General features: G+C 48.9%; 5 protein-coding genes. 2 read left to right on the forward strand and 3 right to left on the reverse strand.

The features are described 5' to 3' along the window. Positions 1 to 95 precede the first annotated feature (95 nt). Positions 96 to 437 (forward strand): hypothetical protein, encoded by a 342-nt coding sequence (locus tag AOQ32_RS04940; RefSeq protein WP_059393864.1) that lies wholly within the window; start codon positions 96 to 98, stop codon positions 435 to 437. Between the two features lie 94 nt (positions 438 to 531). On the opposite strand, the gene AOQ32_RS04945 is transcribed toward AOQ32_RS04940, so the two are convergent. Next, complete coding sequence (locus AOQ32_RS04945) at positions 532 to 2799, reverse strand: MMPL family transporter (RefSeq protein ID WP_059393865.1); 2268 nt, start codon at positions 2797 to 2799, stop codon at positions 532 to 534. Between the two features lie 138 nt (positions 2800 to 2937). Here AOQ32_RS04945 and AOQ32_RS09060 point away from each other — a divergent pair, with 138 nt between their 5' ends. Then, positions 2938 to 3444 carry a TetR/AcrR family transcriptional regulator gene (locus AOQ32_RS09060; RefSeq protein WP_059393866.1) on the forward strand — a complete coding sequence of 169 codons (507 nt, stop codon included), beginning with the start codon at positions 2938 to 2940 and terminating at the stop codon, positions 3442 to 3444. A 454-nt stretch (positions 3445 to 3898) separates the two neighbouring features. Here the strand turns inward: AOQ32_RS09060 and AOQ32_RS04955 are convergent, their stop codons facing one another. Further along, positions 3899 to 19414 (reverse strand): beta strand repeat-containing protein, encoded by a 15516-nt coding sequence (locus AOQ32_RS04955; protein ID WP_114679978.1) that lies wholly within the window; start codon positions 19412 to 19414, stop codon positions 3899 to 3901. Next, positions 19401 to 21323 carry a KxYKxGKxW signal peptide domain-containing protein gene (locus tag AOQ32_RS04960; RefSeq protein ID WP_059393868.1) on the reverse strand — a complete coding sequence of 641 codons (1923 nt, stop codon included), beginning with the start codon at positions 21321 to 21323 and terminating at the stop codon, positions 19401 to 19403. Before AOQ32_RS04960 ends, AOQ32_RS04955 begins: the two co-directional genes overlap by 14 nt. Between the last annotated feature and the right edge of the window lie 636 nt (positions 21324 to 21959).

Below are 21959 nucleotides of genomic sequence, written 5' to 3' on the forward strand. Positions count from 1 at the left end.
TAACGCTGTTTTACAGCGGTTTTCAATAATTTTTATTAAAAACATATAATACCTTTTACCGGCATTTTGATGATAAATTTGCGCTGTTGGAATTCATGCTAACAGAGGCTATCACCCGCCTCTTTGACCAGGTCGACTTAGCTGATTTTCGTAAGCACCCCTTTCAAATTATTGCCGCTATGGAGTTTTCAGCACCGATGTCAGCACTTGATTTTCAACTCGATGATTCCCTATTTCAGGATATCTTTGATAGTTTGATTTTTAAAGTGTTACGCCAGCTTACTGATGACCAGGATTTTTTGTGGAGTCTTGGGAATATGTATATTATCCGTCTCTGGAACCACAACTTAGAAAAGCCTTATACGCTTCATGAGGGTTACCCCATTTTCGATCAGATGTTTAATGAGGGAAAGTTCCCTGATGATGAGAGCAAGTAAATTTTTAAACAAAGAAAAAACCAGCTCAATTGAGCTGGCTTTTTCTTTATCTTCAATTTTATAAGCAGAAAAAATTTGAAAGATGTCGGTTTTCTTAGTTTTTATTACCCGGGAAAACCCAGTTGGCTTTCCCAAAAATCTTTAGCATTGCTGGCACAAAGAGCAAGCGGATAATAAAGGCATCAAAGAAGATACCAAAGGCTAAGGCCAAGGCCAAAGACTTGATGGTTGGGCTCGGATTCAAAGCAAATGAGCCAAAGACCGCAATCATAATCAAAGCGGCTGTCACTACGATTGGACCGGAGTCCTGCATGGCAACCGTCACTGCCCGGTCGTTATCACCTGTTTTCAGGTATTCTTCACGAGCACGGGAAACCATAAAGACTTCGTAATCCATCGCCAAACCAAAGAGAATGGCCGTGACGATAATTGGTAAGAATGAAAGGACCGGTGCCGCCTTGGCAACACCAAAGAATTCCTTCAAGAAGCCTTCTTGAATCACCAATGTGGTAAAGCCAAAGGATGCCAAGAGCGACAAGCCAAAGCCAGCCATCGCTACCGCTGGCACAATGAAAGAGCGGAAGACGACCATCAACAAGATAAAGGCCAAAACAATAATCGTAAAGACAAAGATTGGTGTTGCGTTATTGAGCTTCTTCGTGATATCCAAGTTGACGGCGTTCACCCCAGTCAAAGTAATCTTAGCGTTGTACTTTGACTTCGTCGTGTTATCTGAGTAGTTCTGAATCTTGTGGACCAAATTAGTTGTCTCAACTGCTTCAGAACCCTTCTTTGGGATGACGACTAACATCGCGTACTTGCCATCAGCAGAAATTTGATAAGGCTTCGTTGCCTGCTCCATAATCACTTGCTTGATTTGAGCGGCTGCCTGATCCTTTTGTGCCTGGGTTGGCATCTGACCAGTCGTTTGGGCCTGTAAAGCCATCTTTTGTTGGGCTTCTTGTGTCAATTGCGTCTGCAAAGTCGCTGCCTTTTGCTGGTCAACTGACAATGGCGACAACGTCTTTGTGCCAGAGAGGCTGTTCAAATGGCTGGCAATCTTGGCCACATTGGCTTCGTTGACCGCAGCTGATTTGTCAGTGTCTAATTTCACAACAGCAATCAATGGTGAGTTAATTCCCTCACCAAACTTGTCAGAAATCATGTCATACGCCTGACGCTCCGTCTGCTTTTCTGGCAAAGAGCCGTTATAAGGCATTCCCACGCGCATATTTTGCGCTGGCAAACCAATGCCAACCAAAACCAACACGGCGACAATGACCACTGTCCATGGGTGACCCGTCAAGAACTTCGTGAACTTTGATGGATTCTTGGCCATGTGATCGACCGTCTTCGTATTTGGTCGAATAAACTTGGCACAAGCCGCAATCAAAGCTGGCAAGAAGGTCAAGGCTGACAACACGGCGATGGCGACCGCTACTGCAGCGGCAAAGCCCATGGTTGTCACGAATTCAATACCGGCAAAGGACAAACCGCAAACGGCGATAATCACCGTCACACCGGCAAAGATAACCGACTTGCCGGCTTCGGACAAGGCACTTCCCAAGGCTACCTTTTGATTACCGTTTGTCTCGGCCAAATCAGTCCGATAACGGTTCAAGATAAAGAGCGCGTAATCGATTCCAACGGCCAAGGCTAACATGACAGACAAAGTCTCGGCAACGTTGGCAAGCGTTGCAAAGTTCGTCCCAATAATTACGAGGAACAAGCCAGTAATCAAGCCAACTAGGGCAGACACAATTGGCATTCCGGCAGTAATAAAGGAACGGAACAATACAAGCAACAAAACAAAGGCAATAACGACCCCAATAATTTCTGAAGGACCACCGATTTCAAATGGCTTTAACTGGACGGTTCCAGTATAAGCAACCTTCGTTCCACTTGTCTTCACTCGATCATCAAAGATGGAGCGGATACCGGTAATCGTACTGTGCGCCACCGATGTGGAGTTGGCCTTGAAGGTAATATCGACATAAGTGGTCGTATTATCAGAACTAATGGTGTTGTTGGTATAAGGATTGGCAATGGTCTTGATATCAGAACCATACTTATCCTGAGCCTTAGAGATGGCCTTGGCAACATCTGCCTTTGTTTGGTCATCAGTAATCCCCTTCTGATTTTGAACGACAACCTTTAACGTACCGCTGTTAGGATTTTGATGGAATTCCCGTTCCAGCGTACTTTGGATATTCGTTGATGGCACGCCACTAATCGTCAAATTTTGTGAGAAGTGCGAACCGAGTCCGATTGCACCGCCACCGACAACAATAATGGCTGCCAGCCAAATCAGGAAGGTCTTTACTTTATTTTCATAAATCCATTCCCCGAGTTTCTTGAGCATTTCTACCCCTCCTTTTTAAATCATCATGAATATTTTAGTGACTAATTTAGAAGATTTGAAGAGTCAAAAAATGTTACACTGTTTTAAAATGAAACAAAAATTAAAAAATGTTGCTTTTAAACGAGGTGGAGAATATTTATGGAAAATAAACGCTATGATTTGATGCACCGCCACCTACTAATGACTGCCGGAGAATTGCTCCATGACATCCCCTTTTCCAAAATAAAAGTGAAGGAAATTTGTGATGCTGCCGAGGTTAATCGCAACACCTTTTACCGTCACTTTGTGGATAAGTATGAACTCTTAGATGAATTGTTAAACACAAGTGTCCAATCAATCTATGCGACACTTGACATTGATAAGTTTAAAAAATACCCCTTTGAAACGATTAAAGCCTTTCACTTTGATGGCACCATTGAGGTTTTAGAATTTCAATTACAGGACCGAGCTTTTGAAGACCTGTTCTACAAGTCAATTTTTAAGGCGCTTTCCACCGTCACAACCGATCAAGAACTGCTTTGGTTAATTGGTAACCTTTACGTTGTCCAGTTATGGAATACCAACCGCGATGTTCCTTATGATTTGCGCCAAGACTACCAAATTCTTGACCAAATTGTCACCGATAAGCAGTTTCCAACGAGCTGATACGAACAATGCTATCAATTAAAAAAACGCCCAACCGAAGACATTCGATTGAAAGCTAACTTAGCTTTCAGCCAGATGGCAAGGCAGTTGGGCGCTTTTTTTTAATACCAATAGGTGGCAAGGGCCAGTGCAAAGAATACAGCACCGATAAGCATAATGGCCACCACAATCATGAGCTCGATTAAAAATCGACTATCATTTTTATCATCCTCTGACATCTTTTCCCCTTTCTCTTGTCTAGTTGAACATATTTATTTTTTCAGCAAATGCTGACAAAAAGTCAGAAATAACTCTAGTAGTATTTTACCAATTTCTATCAAATATAACAACAAAGTTACACAGTTAATTATGTTTCGCAATAAAAGAAAGACTTATTCGCGAAAAAATTTTTTTGAATCAAAAAAGGCAGCCCAAATTGGACTGCCTTCCTCTTTATCACCTTTAATTTACTTGATTAACGCTTCCGGCGCTTACCTGCAATAAACTTTCGGTGAAAATCAAGTGCGAAATAAGTCTTCGTCATCGCCAACAGCGACGAAATTGACAAAAGGCCGAAAATAACGCCTTTAATAATTGACTGGTTATTCTGATGGAATCCAAACTTTGGATATGCAAACAAAGTAACACGAGTCGTTGGTTGAGCATGGTTCTTCGTTTTCGAACTATTTAGGTCCATTTTTCCTGTTAGTGGTAATACCACTTGTAACTGAGGACTGATTGTGACCCTCTCAGTTTCACGATCATCTTGTTGCACGGTCATAACTGATTGTGTAGCGACCCCAGCTGATTTTTCAGCAACTGACTGCTTTGGATGAGCACTTTCCTGACTTGTTAACTTTGTCAGGCTATCTTGCAACTTTTGCAGCTGCTGGTCATAAGTAGCCAAATTAGTTTGAATACCATCAGCATCCGTTGCGGCATTGATAGCTGCTTGCGCCTTAGCCAACGCCTGATCAACCTGGTTTTCTTCTGCCTGCTTTTGGGCAGTTGTCAAAGAGTTGTCGGCCTCAATCGCCGCCTTGGCAGCTGCAGCCTTTGCTGCTACTGCCTGATCTGCTGCGGACTTCTGATCAGTAATGCTTGTTCCCGGCTGGTGGTCATTGACCACAACTTGATTGCCAGCATCGCGAGCCGTATTCATTGCATCGGCATCCGTCGCAGCGTTGATGGCCGCTTGCGCCTTCGTTACCGCCTGGTCGACTCGGTTCTCCTCCGCCTGCTTTTGAGCAGTCGTCAAAGACTTATCGGCTTCGATGGCTGCCTTGATGGCGGCTGCCTTATTCGCCACCGCCTGGTTAGCAGCTGCCTTTTGGTCAGCGATGCTTGCACCTGGCTGGTGGTCGTTAACAACTGTTTGGTTGCCAGCTTCACGAGCCGCATTCGTCTCATCGGCATCGGTGGCCGCGTTGATGGCTGCTTGTGCCTTGGCTTCATCTTGGTCAATTTGTTGGTCTTGCGCCTGCTTTTGCGCAGTCGTCAAGGTCTTGTCGGCTTCGATGGCTGCCTTAGCTGCTGTGGCCTTTGTTGCCACTGCTTGATTAGCAGCTGCCTTTTGGTCGGCAATGCTTGCACCTGGCTGGTGATCACTGGTCATCGCCTGCGTTCCGGTGTTTCGGGCCGCATTCGTTTCATCGGCATCGGTGGCCGCATTGATAGCCTCCTGTGCCTTGGCTGCATCTTGGTCAACCTGACTCTCTTGGACCTGCTTTTGCGCAGTCGTCAAGGTCTTGTCGGCTTTGATGGCAGCCTTAGCTGCAGCTGCATTCGTCGCCACGGCTTGGTTAGCGGTAGCCTGTTGATCCGCCACGCTTGCGCCTGGCTGGTGGTCATTAGTCATTGTTTGGTTACCAGCATCGCGATCTGTATTGATAGCATCGGCATCGGTGGCCGCGTTGATAGCCGCCTGTGCCTTGGCTTGATCCTGGTCGACCTGACTTTCTTGGGCCTGCTTTTGCGCAGTCGTCAAGGTTTTGTCGGCCTCGATGGCCGCCTTCGCTGCAGCTGCATTCGCTGCCACAGCTTGGTTAGCGGCAGCCTGTTGGTCCGCCACACTTGCACCTGGCTGATGATCATTAGCCATCGTTTGGGCACCAGCATCGCGAGCTGTATCGGTAGCGTCGGCATCGGTGGCCGCGTTGATAGCCGCCTGTGCCTTGGCTTGATCTTGATCGACTTGGATCTCTTGGGCCTGCTTTTGCGCAGTCGTCAAGGTCTTGTCGGCCACGATGGCCGCCCTAGCTGATGTGGCGGCGGTGGCAATCGCCTGACCAGCCGCTGCCTTTTGACTATCAAGACTGACGCCAGCATGGTAGTCGCCATTCAGCGTTTGCGTCCAGGTTGAAACGGCACTGTTGACACTATCGGCATTCGTTGCTGCATTCACAGCACTGTTTGCCTTGGACAAATCAGTATCCACCTGGCCAGACTGAGACTGCTTCTCAACACTGGTCAAACCGGTGTCAGTAGCAATCTTAGCCTTCACTTGGTTAGCCACGGCTGCTAAGTTAGCATCAGCATCCTGCTGTTGCTGGGCTAGTGCCTTTCCGGCCTGGTAGTCAGCATTCAAAGCCTGCGTCCCAATCGTGACGGCATTGTTGACACCATCATCATCCTTAGCCTGGTTAACAGCACTTTGTGCTTTGGCCAAATCAAGATTTACCTGATTTTCCTGAGCCTGCTGCTGAGCAGTTGTTAAGCCGGTATCGGCCAAAATCTTGGCCTTTACCTGACCCGCCAACGTAGCCAAACTCGTATTGGCTGCCGTTTGCTCACTACTCAAAGGGGCGCCTTCTTGGTAATCATGGTTCAAGGTTTGCTGCCAAATTGAGGCCGCACTGTTAATACCGTCAGCATTCGTTGCTGCATTCACAGCAGTTTCTGCCTTGGTCAAATCAGCCTCGACATGGCTTGATTGAGCCTGCTTCTCAGCGTTAGTCAAACCGGTATCAGCTGCAATCTTAGCTTGGACCTGACTGGCAAGTACTGCCAGGTTGTCATTAGCTGTTGCTTGTTGTGCTGCTACAGCTTGACCAGCCGTGTAATCGCCATTCAGAGTCTTTGTCCAAGTATTGACCGCATTATCAAGACCATCGGCATTTGTTGCTGCAGTCACAACAGCCTCCGCCTTGGTCAAATCGTTCTCAACTTGAGCTGACTGAGCCTGATGGTCCGCACTCGTTAAGCCAGCGTCCCCAGCAATCTTGGCCTTAACCTGGTTAGCAAGGTCTGCCAATTGGTTAGTAGCAGTGACCTGCTGGTTGGACAAAGCCTGACCAGCCTTGTAATCACCGGTCAAAGTCTGCGTCCAAGTGGCCACCGCGCTGTTGACACCATCGGCATTCGTTGCCGCGGAGACAGTATTTTGGGCTTTAGCCAAATCCTGATTTACCTGTGTAACTTGAGCCTGCTGAGCAGTACTGGTTAAGCCAGTATCAGCCAAAATCTTGGCCCTGACTTGGCCAGCCAATCCGTTCAGATTGCTATTAGCCGTTGCTTGCTGGGTTGAAAGAGCCTGGCCGGCATGATAATCACCGGTCAAAGTCTGCGTCCAGGTGGCCACCGCGCTATTAACACCATCGGCATTGGTTGCTGCGGTCACAGCTGCTTGAGCCTTGGCCAAATCAGCCTCGACTTGACCCGACTGAACCTGCTGTTCTGCACTCGTCAAACCGGTATCGGCTGCAACTTTAGCTGCTTCCTGATCGGCCAAAGTAGCCAAATTGCTCTTAGCTGATTCCTGCTGGGCTGACAATGACTCCCCAGCGTGATAATCGCCGGTCAAAGTTGGTGTCCAAACCGCAATAGCATTCTTGAGACCGTCGGCGTTGGTTGCTGCACTCACAACGGCTTCTGCCTTGGCCAAATCAGTATCAACTTGAGCCGACTGGGTGTGCTGTTCTACCCCAGTTAAGCCAGTATCAGCAGCAATCTTAGCCTTCATCTGGTAAGCCAAAATTTCCAAATTACTCGTGGCCGTCGACTGTTGGGCCGACAAGACTTCGCCAGGCTTGTAATCATCGTTTAGAGTCTTGATCCAAGTGGCCACAGCACCATTAACAGCGTCAGCATTTTGTGCCGCATTCACGACACCCTGAGCTTGTGCCAAATCAGCATTCACTTGACCTGACTGAACCCGTTGCTCCGCTGTCGTTAAGCCAGTATCCGCTGCAATCTTGGCCTGCACTTGACTAGCAAGTGTTGCCAAGTTGGAGTTAGCTGTTGATTGTTGAGCTGATAAGGTTTCACCAGCCTGGTAATCAGCGGACAAAATCTGCGTCCAAGTTGCAATCGCATTCTTGACACCATCGGCATTAGTGGTCGTGTTGATAGCACCCTGGGACTGAGCCAAATCGCGGTCAACCTGGGCCGACTGATTTTGTTGCTCAGCACTCGTCAAACCGGTGTCCGCCTCAACCTTGGCCTTCACCTGGTTAGCCAACGTGGTCATTTGACCATTAGCCGTCGACTGTTGCGTTGGCAAAGGCTCACCAGCCTGATAGTCAGCGTTTAGCGTCTTGGTCCATGTTGAAACTTCATTATCCACGCCATCCGCATTCGTTGTCGCGTTCACGGCAGACTGTGCACGATCAAGGTCTGCATCAACCCGCTCTGACTGAGCTTGTTTCTGATCACTCGTCAAACCAGCATCAGCTTCAATCTTGACCTTGACCTGGTTAGCCAGCGTTGCCAAGTTTGCATTAGCAATTGTCTGTTGGACAGCCAAAGCCTCACCAGCCTGGTAATCACCATTCAGAGTCTTTGTCCAAGTGGCCACGGCACTGTTGACACCGTCGGCATTCGTTGCTGCATTCACTGCTGCTTGCGCCTGAGTGCTGTCTTTTGCAACTTGGTTCGCTTGACTTTGTTGGTCAACACTGGTTAAGCCGGTATCGGCCAAAATCTTGGCCTTCACCTGACCTGCCAAAGTTGTCAAGGCGGCCGTGGCTGTTTCCTGTTGGTTAGGTAAGGCTTCACCAGCCTTGTAGTCACCGTTCAACGTTTGCGTCCAGGCTGAAACAACAGTGTTGACTTCATCGTCATCCTTGCTGGTACCGATTGCAGCGAGAGCCTGGCCCAAGTCATGATCAACCTGATTTAACTGAATCTGCTGGGTCGCACTGGTCAACCCAGTATCGGTCAAAATCTCATTTTTAACCTGAACTGACAAGGCCGAAAGTTTGGTATTCGCATCCTTTTGTTCAGCTGTCAGCGCCTCACCGGCCTGGTAGTCGGCATTCAAGCTTTGTGTCCAAGTCGAAACGGCACTGTTGACACCATCTGCGTTTGTTGCAGCATTCACTGCATCCTGAGCTTTGGCCAAATCAGCATTAACCTGACTGGCTTCGGACTGTTGTGACGCACTGGTCAAACCAGTATCGGCTTGAATCTTGCCCTTCACCTGGTTAGCCAACGTGGTCAAATTGGTATTGGCTGTTGCCTGTTGGGTGGCTAAGGCCTCACCGGGCCTGTAGTCAGCATTCAACGTTTGCATCCACGTCGAAACGGCACTGTTAACACCATCGGCATTTGTGGCCGCAGTCACGGCACCTTGTGCTTGAGCCAAATCCGTCTCAACTTGGTTCGACTGAGCCTGCCGTGATGCGCCAGTCAAACCAGTGTCAGCCGCAATCTTGGCCTTCACTTGACCTGCTAATGTTGCCAGGTTCGAGTTAGCTGTCAATTGCTGGGCCGACAAAGTTTTACCAGTCTTATAGTCGCCATCTAGGATCTCGGTCCAGCTAGCCACTGCATGATTCACGCCGTCCGCATTGGTCGTCAAACCAACGGCCGATTGGGCCTTGGCCAAATCTGATGCAACTTGACTGGACTGAGTCTGTTGCTCCGCACTGGTCAAGCCAGTATCGGCTTGAATCTTAGCCTGGACCTGATTAGCCAACGTCGACAAGGCGTTGTTGGCCGTTTGCTGTTGGTTAACCAGAGCCTCTCCAGCCCGGTAATCACCATTCAACGTTTGCGTCCAAGTGGAGACAGCACTATTAACACCATCCGAGTTCGTCGTGGCGTTCACAGATGCTTGTGCCTTGGCCAAATCAGTCTCAACCTGGCTTGATTCAGCCTGTTGGGCAACACTGGTCAAACCGGTGTCGGCTGTAATTTTAGCCTTGATTTGGTCTGCCAACGTGGCTAGGTTGCCACCAGCCGTTTTCTGCTGGTTGGACAAAGCTTCGCCAGCCTGGTAGTCGCCATTCAACGTCTGCGTCCAAGTGGCCACAGCGCTGTTGACACCATCAGCATTGCTTGTAGCCGTTACGGCTGCCTGTGCCTTGGCCAAATCAGCATCAACCTGATTGGACTGAGCTTGTTGGGCTGCACCGGTTAAGCCGGTATCAGCCTTAATCGCTGCCTTGAGTTGGCCAGCCAAAATGGCCAAAGAACCATTGGCTGTCGACTGCTGGGTGGCTAAGGCCTCGCCCGCCCGGTAGTCAGCGTTCAACGTCTGCGTCCAAGCAGCCACCACACTATTGACGCCATCGGCATTTGTCGTGGCATTCACAGCCGCTTGGGCCTTAGTCAAATCGTCCTCAACCTGATTTGACTGAGTCTGTTGGGTGACAGCGGTTAAGCCGGTGTCCGCTACAATCTTGGCCTTGACCTGGCCAGCCAAAATTACCAAATTATTGCCGGCATTTGTCTGTTGGGTCGACAGGGCCGTACCAGCCTGGTAATCAGCTTTCAAAGTTTTTGTCCAAGTCGAAACGGCACTGTTAACACCATCGGCATTCGTTGCCGCACTGATAACTGCTTGGGCTTGAACCAAATCAGTGTCCACTTGGCTCGCTTGAGTTGCTTGAGCCGCACTCGTTAGGCCGGTATCGCTCTTGATTTGAGCTTTCACCTGACCTGCCAAGGCTGCCAAACTTGAGTTAGCCGTCAGCTGTTGGGCTGACAAAGCTTGACCAACCTGGTAATCACTAGTCAACGTCTGAATCCAAGCGGTCGCCGCGCTATTGACTCCATCCGCATTCGTTGCGGCATTGACGGCAGCCTGCGCCTTGCCAAGGTCAGTCTCAACTTGGTTGGACTGTGCCTGTTGGGCGGCACCGGTCAAACCGGTATCCGCTGCAATCTTGGCCTTGACCTGACTAGCCAACGTCGACAGATTGTTAGTAGCCGCCGACTGTTGCATCGACAAGGCCTCACCCGCCTGATAATCACTATTCAAAGTCTGGGTCCAAGCAGTTACTGCGCTATTCACGCCGTCCGCATTGGTGGCCACGGTCACAGCAGCCTGAGCCTTCGTCAAATCGTTTTCAACCTGGGCGGACTGATCCTGCTGGGCAGCAGCCGTCAAACCGGTATCGGTTGCAATCTTGGCCTTGACCTGACTGGCTAACGTAGCCAAAGAGCCAGTGGCCGCTGACTGCTGGGCCGACAAAGCTTCACCGGCCTTGTAATCACCATTCAGTGTCTGTGTCCAAGTGGCCACAACGCTGTTCACATCGTCGTCATCTTTGGTTGCGCTCACCGCCGTTAAGGCGTTACCCAAATCAGTATCGACCTGATTTAACTGAGCCTTCTGAGCTGCGACCGTCAGACCAGTATCGGACAAAATCTTATTTTTAATTTGGACTACCAGCGTTGAAAGCTTAGTACCGGCATCCTTTTGTTCATCGCTTAATGCTTCACCGGTTCGGTAGTCACCATTGAGGGTTTGGGTCCAAGTCGTTACCACAGCATTAACACCATCGGCATTACTTGCAGCGTTGACTGCACCTTGGGCACTGGTCAAATCAGTATTCACCTGGGCAACCTGAGCAGTCTGCTGAGCACTCGTCAAGCCAGTATCCGCCTTAATCTTGGCAATCACTTGGCCCGCTAAGGTACCTAGATTAGAAGTAGCCGTTGTCTGTTGGTCCGACAAAGCCTGGCCGGCTTGGTAATCGCCATTGAGTGTTTGTGTCCAGTAATTGTTGGCGCTATTAACGCCATCAGCATTCGTTGCGCCACTAACAGCCGCCTGAGCCTTGCCCAGATCAGCATTAACGGTGGCAACCTCTGCTTGTTGCGCATCCCCGGTCAAGCCGGTATCTGCAGTAATCTTTGTCTTAATCTGATCGGCCAAGGTCGCCAAATTCGAGTTCGTTGTGGCCTGTTGTGTCGACAGCGCCTGACCAACCTTGTGGTCGGCGTTCAAGGTTCCGGTCCAAGTGGTAACAGCGCTATTCACGCCGTCCGCATTCGTCGCTGACGAAACGGCCGTTTGAGCACTGGCAAGGTCAGTATCCACCTGCTTTGACTGAGATTGCTGCTCAGCATTGGTCAAACCGGTATCGGCTTCAATCTGGACCTTGACTTGATTAGCCAAAACGGCCAATTGATTATTCGCCGAATTCTGTTGATCTGACAACGCCTCACCAGCCTTGTATTCGGCATTCAATGTTCCAGTCCAAGTGGTTACCGTGTTGTTCAAATCATCAGCGTTTGTCGTGGCATTGATGGCCGTTTGTGCCTGACTCAAATCAGAGTCGACCTTGTTCGACTGGCTGCTTTGAGCAGCACTAGTCAAACCAGTATCGGCCTTAATCCGGTTTTTGATCTGACCGGCAAGGTTAACTAAGGCCGCATAGGCACTAGCCTGCTGGTTCGTCAAGGATTCACCAGCCTGGTAGTCCGCCTGCAAAATTGGTTTCCAAGTTGCAACCGCACTGTTAACGCCATCCGCATTCGTGGTCCCGTTGACAACCCCTTGAGCCCGGGCCAAATCCGCATTGACGTTGGTCACCTCTGCTTGTTGTTGGGCACCCGTTAGGCCACTATCGGCCAGAATCTGATTTTTCACCTGACCAGCCGTGGTTGCCAAACCAGAGTTAGCTGTGCTCTGTTGTGAAGACAAAGCCTCACCGGCATGGTACTCACCGCTGATGGCCTGCTTCCAGTTAGCAGCGGCACTATTCATGTCATCGGCATCTTTAGTGGCACTAACGGCCGCCTGGCCTTGAGCCAAAGCCTGGTCGACCTGGCTTGACTGTTGTGCTTTTTGAGCGTTCGTCAAACCGCTATCGTCTTCAATTTGCACCTTCGTTTGAGCAGCCAGTGTTGCTAACTGCTCATTTTGAGTTGACTGTTGCGTGGCCAATGGCACACCGGCCGTATAATCACCGGTCAAAGTGCCCGTCCAAGTCGAAAGGGCGCTCTTAACACCATCGGCATTGGTGGCCGTATTCACCGCGTTTTGTGCCTGAGTCAAATCATTGGCCAAGTGGGCAGACTGCGCCTGTTGGGTCACAGTCGTCAAACCAGCATCACTGGTAATTTTAGTCTTGATTTGACCAGCCAACGTATTCAGCTGGCTGGTAGCCGTTGCCTGTTGCGTGGCCAATGGCACACCAGCCTGATAATCGTTGGTCAATGCCTGATTCCAAGCGGCAGCGGTATCGTTAACATCATCAGCATCCTTGGCAGCTTGAATAGCGGCCAAGGCCTTACCCAAATCAGTATCCACCTGTTTTGACTGTGACTGCTGATCAGCAGTTAGCAAGCCCGTATCGCCTGCAATTTGTTTTTTAACTTGAGTAGCCAAAAGCGACAGTTGTGAAATGGCCGCCTGTTGTTCAGCACTTAAGGTTTGGCCAGTCTTATAGTCAGCATTCAGCGTTTGCGTCCAAGTCGTCACAGCGGTGTTAACACCATCCGCACTCGTGGCTTGGTTGACTGCTTCTTGAGCCTTGCCCAAATCAGCATTCACATTGGCAATCGCTGATTGTTGCTGTGCGCTCGTTAAGCCAGTGTCCGCTAAAATCTTCGCATTGACTTGGCCGGCTAACGTGACAAGGTTGGCATTGGCGGTCGCTTGTTGCGTGGCCAATGGTGCCCCAGCTTGATAATCGCTATTCAGTGTCTGGGTCCAACTGGTCTCAGCAGCATTCACGCCATCGGCGTTAACAGCTGCCGTAACAGCCGCCTGCGCCTTTGACAAATCAGCCTGAACTTTGGCCGTATCGGCCTGACTCTGCGCATTCGTCAAATTGTTATCGGCCGTAATCTTGGCTTGGATTTGGCCTGCAAGGGTCTGCAGGTTAGTATTGGCCGTTGCTTGTTGGTTCGACAGAGCTTCGCCTGCCTTATAATCATTTGTTAAGGTTTGAGTCCAATTTGGCAGAATGCCGTTCAAACCGTCGGCATTAGTCGTGGCCTTAACGGCGTTTTGTGCCTGAGTCAAATCAGTGTTTAATTGACTAATTTCACTTTGTTGCTGAGCGGTCGTCAAACCGGTATCAGCCGAAATCTTGTCCTGCACTTGGGTAGCCAGTTGCTGCAAGTTCGAATTAGCTGTTGCCTGCTGGTCAGACAAAGCCTCACCAGCATGGTAATCACTATTTAATGTCTGATCCCAGCTCGTAACAGCTGCGTTGATGCCATCGGCACTCGTGGCAGCATTTACCGCACTTTGTCCCTTGGCCAAATCAGCATTCAGCTGGGCAACCTGTGCCTGTTGTTGAGCACCCGTCAGGCCGGTATCGGCCATAATCTTGACCTGCACTTGGCCGGCAAGAGCGCTCAGGCTGTTATTGGCAGTCAACTGTTGGTTTGTCAGTGGCACGCCCGTCTGATAATCGCCATTGAGAGTGTTCGTCCAAGTGGCCACAGCGCTATTCACCCCATCGGCATTCGTCGCTGCTTTAACTGCTGCTTGTGCGTTGGCAAAATCAGTTGCCAATTGGCTCGTATCAGCATTTTTCTGGCTAGTAGGCAACGTTGGGTCACTTGTAATCTTGCCCTGCACCTGGCTCTCAAGTGCTTGTAACTGCTGGATAGCAGTCACCTGTTGACTTGTTAAGGACTCACCCGCCTTGTAGTCGCTATTTAATGTTTGCGTCCAGACGGAGACGGCATTCGCCACGCCATCGGCATTCACCGTGGCATTCACAATTTTTTCAGACTTAGCCAAATCAGCATTCAACCCACTGATTTCGCTTTGTTGTTGCGCGGTCGTCAAGCCCGTATCGGACTGAATCGTTTTCTGAACCTGGCTAGCCACGCCTGACAGATTCGTATTCGCATTCGCCTGCAAGGTTGCCAGGGCTGGACCAGCGTGATAGTCGTTATTTAAGGTCTGTGTCCAAGTTGCACTAGCACTATTGACCTGATCGGCATTCGTGGTGGCAGAAACGGCTGTTTGTGCCTTACCAAAGTCCGCATCCACCTGGTTTGACTGCGATTGTTGTTCAGCAGTCGTGAGGCCGGCATCGTTAGCAATTTCAGTCTTTACCTGACCAGCCAATGCTTTCAAGTTGGCAATTGTGGTTGCCTGTTGGCTCGTCAAAGGAACGCCTTCATGGTACTCACCATTAAGCGTTTGTGTCCAAGTCGAAACGGCGGCATTGACACCATCCGCGTTTGTCGCGGCACTGACGGCTTGCTTGGCACTCGCCAAATCGTTATCAACCTTGGTTGACTGTGAACTTTGGTCCGCGGTCGTTAAGCCGGTATCGCCCGTAATCTCAGCCTTCACCTGACCAGCAATTTTTGCTAACTGATCATCAGCCGCACTTTGTTGGTCGGCCAAGCTACTATATGTCTTGTAATCCGCATTCAAGACTGGTGTCCAAGTTGAAACAGCAGTATTGACTCCATCAGCATTCGTAGCAGCAGAAACTGCCGCTTGAGCCTTCGTCAAATCAGCCTGCAGGCTGTTTTCTTCGCTTTGTCGCTGATCAGTCGTCAGACTGACATCCCCGTCAATCTGACCCTTGATCTGTCCTGCTAAGGTCGAGAAGTTTTGGTTGGCAGTTCCTTGCTGCTGTGACAAAGGCGTTCCAGCCTTGTAGATATTATTAATTGTCTGTGTCCAGCTCGTCTCGGCGCTATTGACACCGTCGGCATTCGTGGCCGCATTAATGGCTGCAATTGCCTGGCTTTCATCCGTGTTAACCTGACCGGATTGCGACTGTTGGGCAGCACCCGTCAGACCCGTATCAGCAGTAATCTTTGCATTCGCCTGACTGGCGGTTGCTTTCAGACTCGCAATGGCAGTCGCTTGTTGGGTCGCCAAAGGAATGCCGGCCGTGTAGTCGCCATTTAGTTTTGTTGTCCAAGTCGCTACAGCGGCATTGACGTCGTCATCATCCTTGGCATTCAAAGCACTCGCCAAATCAGCCGTAACATTGCTACCTTGTTGCTGCTGGGTGACACCCGTCAAGCCGGTATCGTTGGCAATTTGTTGCTTAACCTGTCCAGCTAACTGCGTTAACTGATTTTTCGCATCGGACTGCTCATCGCTTAGGCTTTCGCCCTTCTTGTAGTCAGCGTTTAAGGTTTGCTGCCAAATAGCAACTGCACTGTTGACCCCGTCGGCATTCGTTGCCGTTTTCACAGCAGTTTGCGCCTGGGAAAGGTGGGTATCAAGGTTGGCAATGTCGCTTGTTTGTGCCGCACTTGTCAAGCCAGTATCGGCCTTGACCGCAGCAACAAGTTGGTCATGCAATGTCGCCAAGTTGGTGCTAGCAGTCGTTTGTTGGGTCGCCAAAGGAACGCCCACTTGATAGTCAGCGTTAATTTTTTGTGTCCAGTAGGTATTGGCACTATTAGCACCATCGGCATTCGTCGTGGCACTAACTGCAGCCTGAGCCTTGGTCAAATCATTATCAACTTGACTCGACTGATCGCTTTGTTGGCTACTTGTCAGACCTGTATCAGCCTTGATTTCAGTCTTCACCTGCACAGCCAATGCCGCCAAATTAGAATTGATGGTGCTTTGCTGCTCAGCAAGTGATTGGCTAGCCTGATGATAATCGCCACTGATCTGCTTTATCCACTCGGCGTTGGCACTGTTGACGCCATCGGCATCTGTGGTGGCAGTCAAAGCGGATTCAGCTTTCTGCAAGTCCTGGTCAACGTTATTGGACTGGGATTGCTGCTGCGCACCCGTCAAGCCCGTATCGGCCTCGATTTGTTGTTTGACTTGTCCTGCTAACACTGACAAGGCATTACTCTTATCAGCCTGTTGGTTCGCCAATGCTTCACCGGAGACATGTTCACTAGCAAGCTTTTGCTTTCCCTGATCCCTGGCAGTGTTAATATCGTCAGCATTCGTAGCATTATTAACTGCATTTTTGGCATTACTAAAATCAGCCTCTACCAAGGCATCTTGAGCCAGTCGTGTAGAAGTCGTTAAAGTTGGATCGGTATTAATAGCGCTCTCAACCGTCGTTCGTTGTTGGTCTAAGACGTTGATCGCATCACTTTGTTGCTGGCTAATCGTTTCCCCAGACTGATGCTGGTTGGCAATATCGGCTAACCCAGACGTCTTTTTGTCCAAAACGCCCTGGGCATTCGTAGCATTCGTGACGAGTGCTTGGTCGGCCGTCAGTGCACTCTGCACATTCTGATCTTGTTGCTGCTTTTGCGTTGCTGTCAGCGTGACATCTTGATTAATCGTCGTTGTTGTCGCACTTGCTTGGGCAGCCAACGCATTATTGGCATCATTTTTTTGCTGCGTTAAATCGTCACCAGACTGATGTTGGTTATCAATCGTCAACACACCATCTGATAACTGCTGCTGGATTCCCTGGGCCGTTGTTTGGCTGTTTAGGAGGTTCAACGCCGTGTTTTGCGCAGCCGTCACACCGGCGCTTTCCTGCTGTTGCTTGGCGGTCGTTAGGGTCGGATCGGTATTAATAGCGTTGGTAACCTTCAAGGCCTCGGCGTTCAGCTTGGCAATGGCAGCGGCCAATTGATCACTGACCGCTGGTCCAGACTGGTGCACCGCATTGATATTTTGAATGGCTGTATTCGCTAAGGTTTCGATGCTTTGCGCATCCTGGGCATTCGAAATAGCCGTGATAGCAGCACTCGCAAAGTTATAAACCTTTTGATTTTGCGCATCCTGATCACTCTTCGTTAATGTTTGATCGCCGCTAATGATTCCGGTTGCGGTATTAGCTGCCTGCTGAACCGCCTGTTCTTCAGCACTTTGCTGTTGCGTCAGCGGTGTCCCAGAAACGTGGGCCGCTTTAATTGCAGCCAGGCCATTAGCCAAGGCATCCGCAACCTGTTGGGCTGTTTGGGCATTTTGGATATTGATTAAAGCATCCGAATTGGCCTTATTAACAGCATTGTTTTCAGCCGTTTTGGTTGCTGTATCGATAGTTGGATCATTGTTAATATCCTGGTGAGTTTGATTGCCCGCACCATTAATGGCATTATTAGCATCCGACTTTTGACCAGAAATAGCCTCACCAGTCTTGTACTCACCCTGAATCTTAGTGCTGTAAGTATTGAAAGAATCATAAATGCCATCGATATCCGTGGCTGCTTTGATAGCTGTTTGACCTGCCTGTAAATCAGCATCAACCGCTGCCGACTCACTCGCCATTTGAGCGGTAGTTAACGTTGTGTCGGCATTGATGGTCGTCTTGGTTTTCGTTGCCACAGTTTGCAAGTCCGTCAAGCAGTCCGCCCGCTGCGTCTCGATTGGCAAACCGGTGTGATAGACTGCATCAATAGTCGCAATTCCCTGAGCAAAAATGTCGTTCAAGGCGTTACCGGATCCAGCACTTAATTTCGTTAAGGCCGCTTGCCGAGCATCCCCAACCTGGCTCACCTGGCTGGCTTTTACCGTCTTATTCAGGGTCGAATCGTTGTTAATAATGCCGTTTTCCTTGGTTTCCTCAGCATAAATCAGATTACTCAAATCTGAAACTCGATCGGCATTCGTTTCATAAAGGAAAGTAATCTGGTCACTAGGACCAAAGGTATAAGGCTTGGTTGGGTCAACAACTTGACCATTAACCTGCGTTTGATAAATTGAAAAACCATCAACCTCTGGTTGTGGCAAAGAAGAAAGTGTCTGACCCGTAATACCTTGAATCGTCAGACTTGGCAAAGATTGAAGCATGTTGCCATGCTGATTTTCGTAAACTGGCTGAATATTTTGCGTGTTCCCAGCCACGTAAATCGTCACTAAGCCATTGTTATCGCTCACAACAGTGGACTTGGTCTGGTTGGTATTGTTGGCATCGTAGTGGTAGCCGGTTGGAACATTCGTAGTTGTGTAGTACTGCTTGGTCCAATCAATGGTATTGCCGTAATTAGCGGTCATCAAACCGGACGTTAATTCCGAGCCGGTTCCACCAGACAGCTGACCCGGCAAGACCTTGCCAGTATTTTCATCAACATACTGGTATTGAACGGTTTCAGGCAGACCATAAACATAAACCTTATAGGTAAAGGACATATCGTTGACGGGCACAATCAAATTATTGGCTTGCCCATCCGCAGTCCCGTCATCGGCTGTTGTTGTCGAATCCCCACCACTTTGATGATCACTCGCTGCAGTGCTTGGAATCTCAGAACCCAAGGCCCAGCGATAGCCCGTTGGCATTTGATCATTGACGATGTTGGAATTGACCAAGGAAACGACTTCGCCCGGATAATACTTCTTCAAATCAGAAACATCGACCTGAATCTGCTTGACGACCTTACCGGTTTCATCGACATAGTCAACGTTCACGACCCCGTTGCCGCCGGTATTATCGGCCCGAACTTCACGGATATTATTGGTATTCACCGAACTAGCCGGTAATTGAGTACCATCTCGAGAAGTTAAAGTAACGTTTTGGTTTGTAACGACTAAAGTACCACCATCCGTTGCATAGATGGGCGTTAGGTTTGAATTACTTGAGGTTCCGTTGGTCCAAAGGCTGGTCTTAACACCCTTGATAATAAATTGAGCACCATTACCCAACGTAAACATTTGACCGTTAAAGCCACCGATATTATCCACATGACCGGCATAGTAATAACCATTATTATTGGAATCAAAGAGCCCAACATAGAAAAGGCGGGGCTCATCAATCTCCAGCGTTGTTCCAGCGCCTAACTTAATCGATTGGGCATAATCCTGAGTATTAAACTGCTTAAAAGAAAGGGTTAAGCCAGGATAAAAGTAGATATTGGCATTCGTATTGTCGCTTGTTGTAATAAAGTCACGACCGTCAAATGCAGTCACGACCGTCAAATGCAGTCACGCCCGACAAATTATCCTGGTTATTAAGAATATTAACCGTAAAGTTCCGACCAAAAATATACTGGCGGTTATTTGGATTAGAGCCATTGTAGTTCAATTGGTCTAATAAGTGCCGGTAACCGTCCAAAGTCCAGGTAACGTTATCACCGATTTCCATCCCCTGATAACTACCATAAACGAGACCATAGTTAAATAAGCCAGGTGCTGCTGCACCTGAGTGATAAAATCCTCCGCTGACCGAGGCACCATCCCCAACCCGGAACATATGGTCGGATCCAGTAATAGCCGACCCCTGTGATTGGGCGGTTGCCAGGCTCGAGAAGTTAAACATTGGCGAACCATCGCCCGTATTACTAGTAACGTTAGCACCATTGGCCAACTGGAAGTTCACATTAGCACCATTGACGATATCAACCTTACTAATCCGAGCCATTTCCTGGGTCGAATTAACAGTCACATTACCAGAGAAAATGGCGTACGAACCCTCAGCATCCAGTAAGTGTTCTGGTTGCTGATTAGCCGGGCCAGTAATCCCTTGTGGGCCATTCAAGCTAACGTTATCAATGTTATAAATCCAGCCACCATCGGAGTTATTTTGGCTATAGCTAGAAATGGCCGCATTCGGATAACCGCCTTTTCCGATAGAACCAGATTCACCAGTTGAATTCCAGGCATCGTACTGAACCAAATTGGTATTGGTAATTGTAAAGGTTGATCCACCAGTCCCATTGCTGGCAACATTGGGTGAAACGCCGGTCCACATCGCCGCTTGCCCCAGGTTCAATTGGTGACCATTTCCTTGAATAATAATGTTCTGGGTACGTTCGGAAAGGTCATTGTAATTGCCCGCATTTGGGTTCGTAATATCATTTTGAATATCGATAAAGCGAATATTGTCATTTAAATAAGCAGCCTTAAAAGAAGCCCAGTCGGTGACCGCCGCATAAGAATTATTGGCTTGGTCCTGCGCTTTGTATTGGGCAATATTAGTGAGCTGATCAGACTGGCTAATGGTAATGCTTGATGGGTTGGCCTGATTTGATTGGCTAGTCGTGTTGCTAGCAACCGTACTATTAAACTGTGACCGGGCCGTCTGGTCGTCAGCCATCGACTGCACAGCCGTGGGTGCCGGGCTCGTGCTGGTTTGACTACCGATCGACGACTGACTGGTCGTGCTGCTGTCACTACTATCCCCAAGGACAGTACCTTGGTCTGCCAAATCAGACTGCGCCAAGGCCTCGGGTGTTACCGCCGTTGTCCCCAGACTTAAAGCACTAACGTTTTCGTCTGTTGTGCCAGCTTGTGCCGTCGTCTGCGTTGACTGGCTGGTGATAAATTGAGTGTTGGCCTGACCTTGTCCACTGTGCAACAGCGCCAACGACTGGCTGGCCGAGACACTAGCCGACAGTGATTGCGATTGGTTAGTCGTCGATCCAGCCACACTTGACTGTGACTGGCTTGTTGACGCACTGGCCGAAATTGACTGTGACTGGCTTGTTGATGCACTAGCCGAAGTTGATTGTGATTGGCTCGTCGAAACGCTTTCCGAGTTTAACTGCGATTGACTGGTCGAACTGCTCGTTGAAGTCGATTGCGACTGACTCACAGACAAGCTGGTAGCAATGAACGCCGTTTGACTGACCTGCGCAGTTTGTTGGCTGGTGACACTAGCCGTACTGGTAGCAGCTGAATTCGTCGCAGTCAACTGACTACCGCCGTCCGTTTGGCTACTTTCGCCGGACTTCGCAATGCTATCCGCATGAGCAGCCAGGCTGCCTGAACCAAGGGATAAGAAACTCAAGGTAATACCGGCAACCAGCCACACCTTACCTGCCTTGTACATCTTAAAATGTTCTTTAATCGTTTTATTTAAGTCTTGATTACGATTCATTTGCGCCCCCTGGGACTAACATCGATTAGTCCACTTATTGATATCGCCTTTTTTCTACCAAAAGGCAACCGTATCAAAAAGATAGCTAAATTCGCCATTATTTTGATATGTAATCATTCTAAAGTCATTATATTACTTTTGCGATTATTTTTATATTAAATATGAAACATTTTATACTATTTAGTCACATTAATAAAGGAAAAGACTAAAACCTTATTTTTACAAGAATGCCAGACCCATTCTAATCAACATTAAAGGTCATCACCCTTATGCACCCTGTTTTCAAAATGTAAGGAAGATGTCATTTATTAGAATGACCCCACTTAAAAAATCAGCCAAGTCGAAGACCCAGCTGATTTCATGCACTTTTCTGATTTTCCGACCATTCCAATGGTATTTGTATCTTTTAAAGTTCATACCTGCTATAATATTAGTACCGTATTGGAGTTATATCCGGCTTTTAATGCTAGCCAAGTCTCTACCGCCCGGCAAAAAGGGCGACTATCACCAAGGGTTTTTTGAGCACGCTTGGGTACTGCGTGCTTTTTTTGTTGTCTGCGGGACGGGACTACTCCGATATTTTTGTTTTTTATCATAACTTTTGACCAACCAAGGATGGTTGGTCAAGCACAGGAG

Origin of the sequence: Fructobacillus tropaeoli, from assembly GCF_001047135.2 — a bacterium.
In the GTDB taxonomy this organism is placed as follows: Bacteria; Bacillota; Bacilli; order Lactobacillales; family Lactobacillaceae; genus Fructobacillus; species Fructobacillus tropaeoli.

Excerpts from the sequence above, each read along its gene's own strand:
- AOQ32_RS04960 (WP_059393868.1), bottom strand. The coding sequence starts at position 21,323 with ATGAATCGTAATCAAGACTTAAATAAAACGATTAAAGAACATTTTAAG.
- AOQ32_RS04940 (WP_059393864.1), top strand. The coding sequence starts at position 96 with ATGCTAACAGAGGCTATCACCCGCCTCTTTGACCAGGTCGACTTAGCT.
- AOQ32_RS04945 (WP_059393865.1), bottom strand. The coding sequence starts at position 2,799 with ATGCTCAAGAAACTCGGGGAATGGATTTATGAAAATAAAGTAAAGACC.
- AOQ32_RS09060 (WP_059393866.1), top strand. The coding sequence starts at position 2,938 with ATGGAAAATAAACGCTATGATTTGATGCACCGCCACCTACTAATGACT.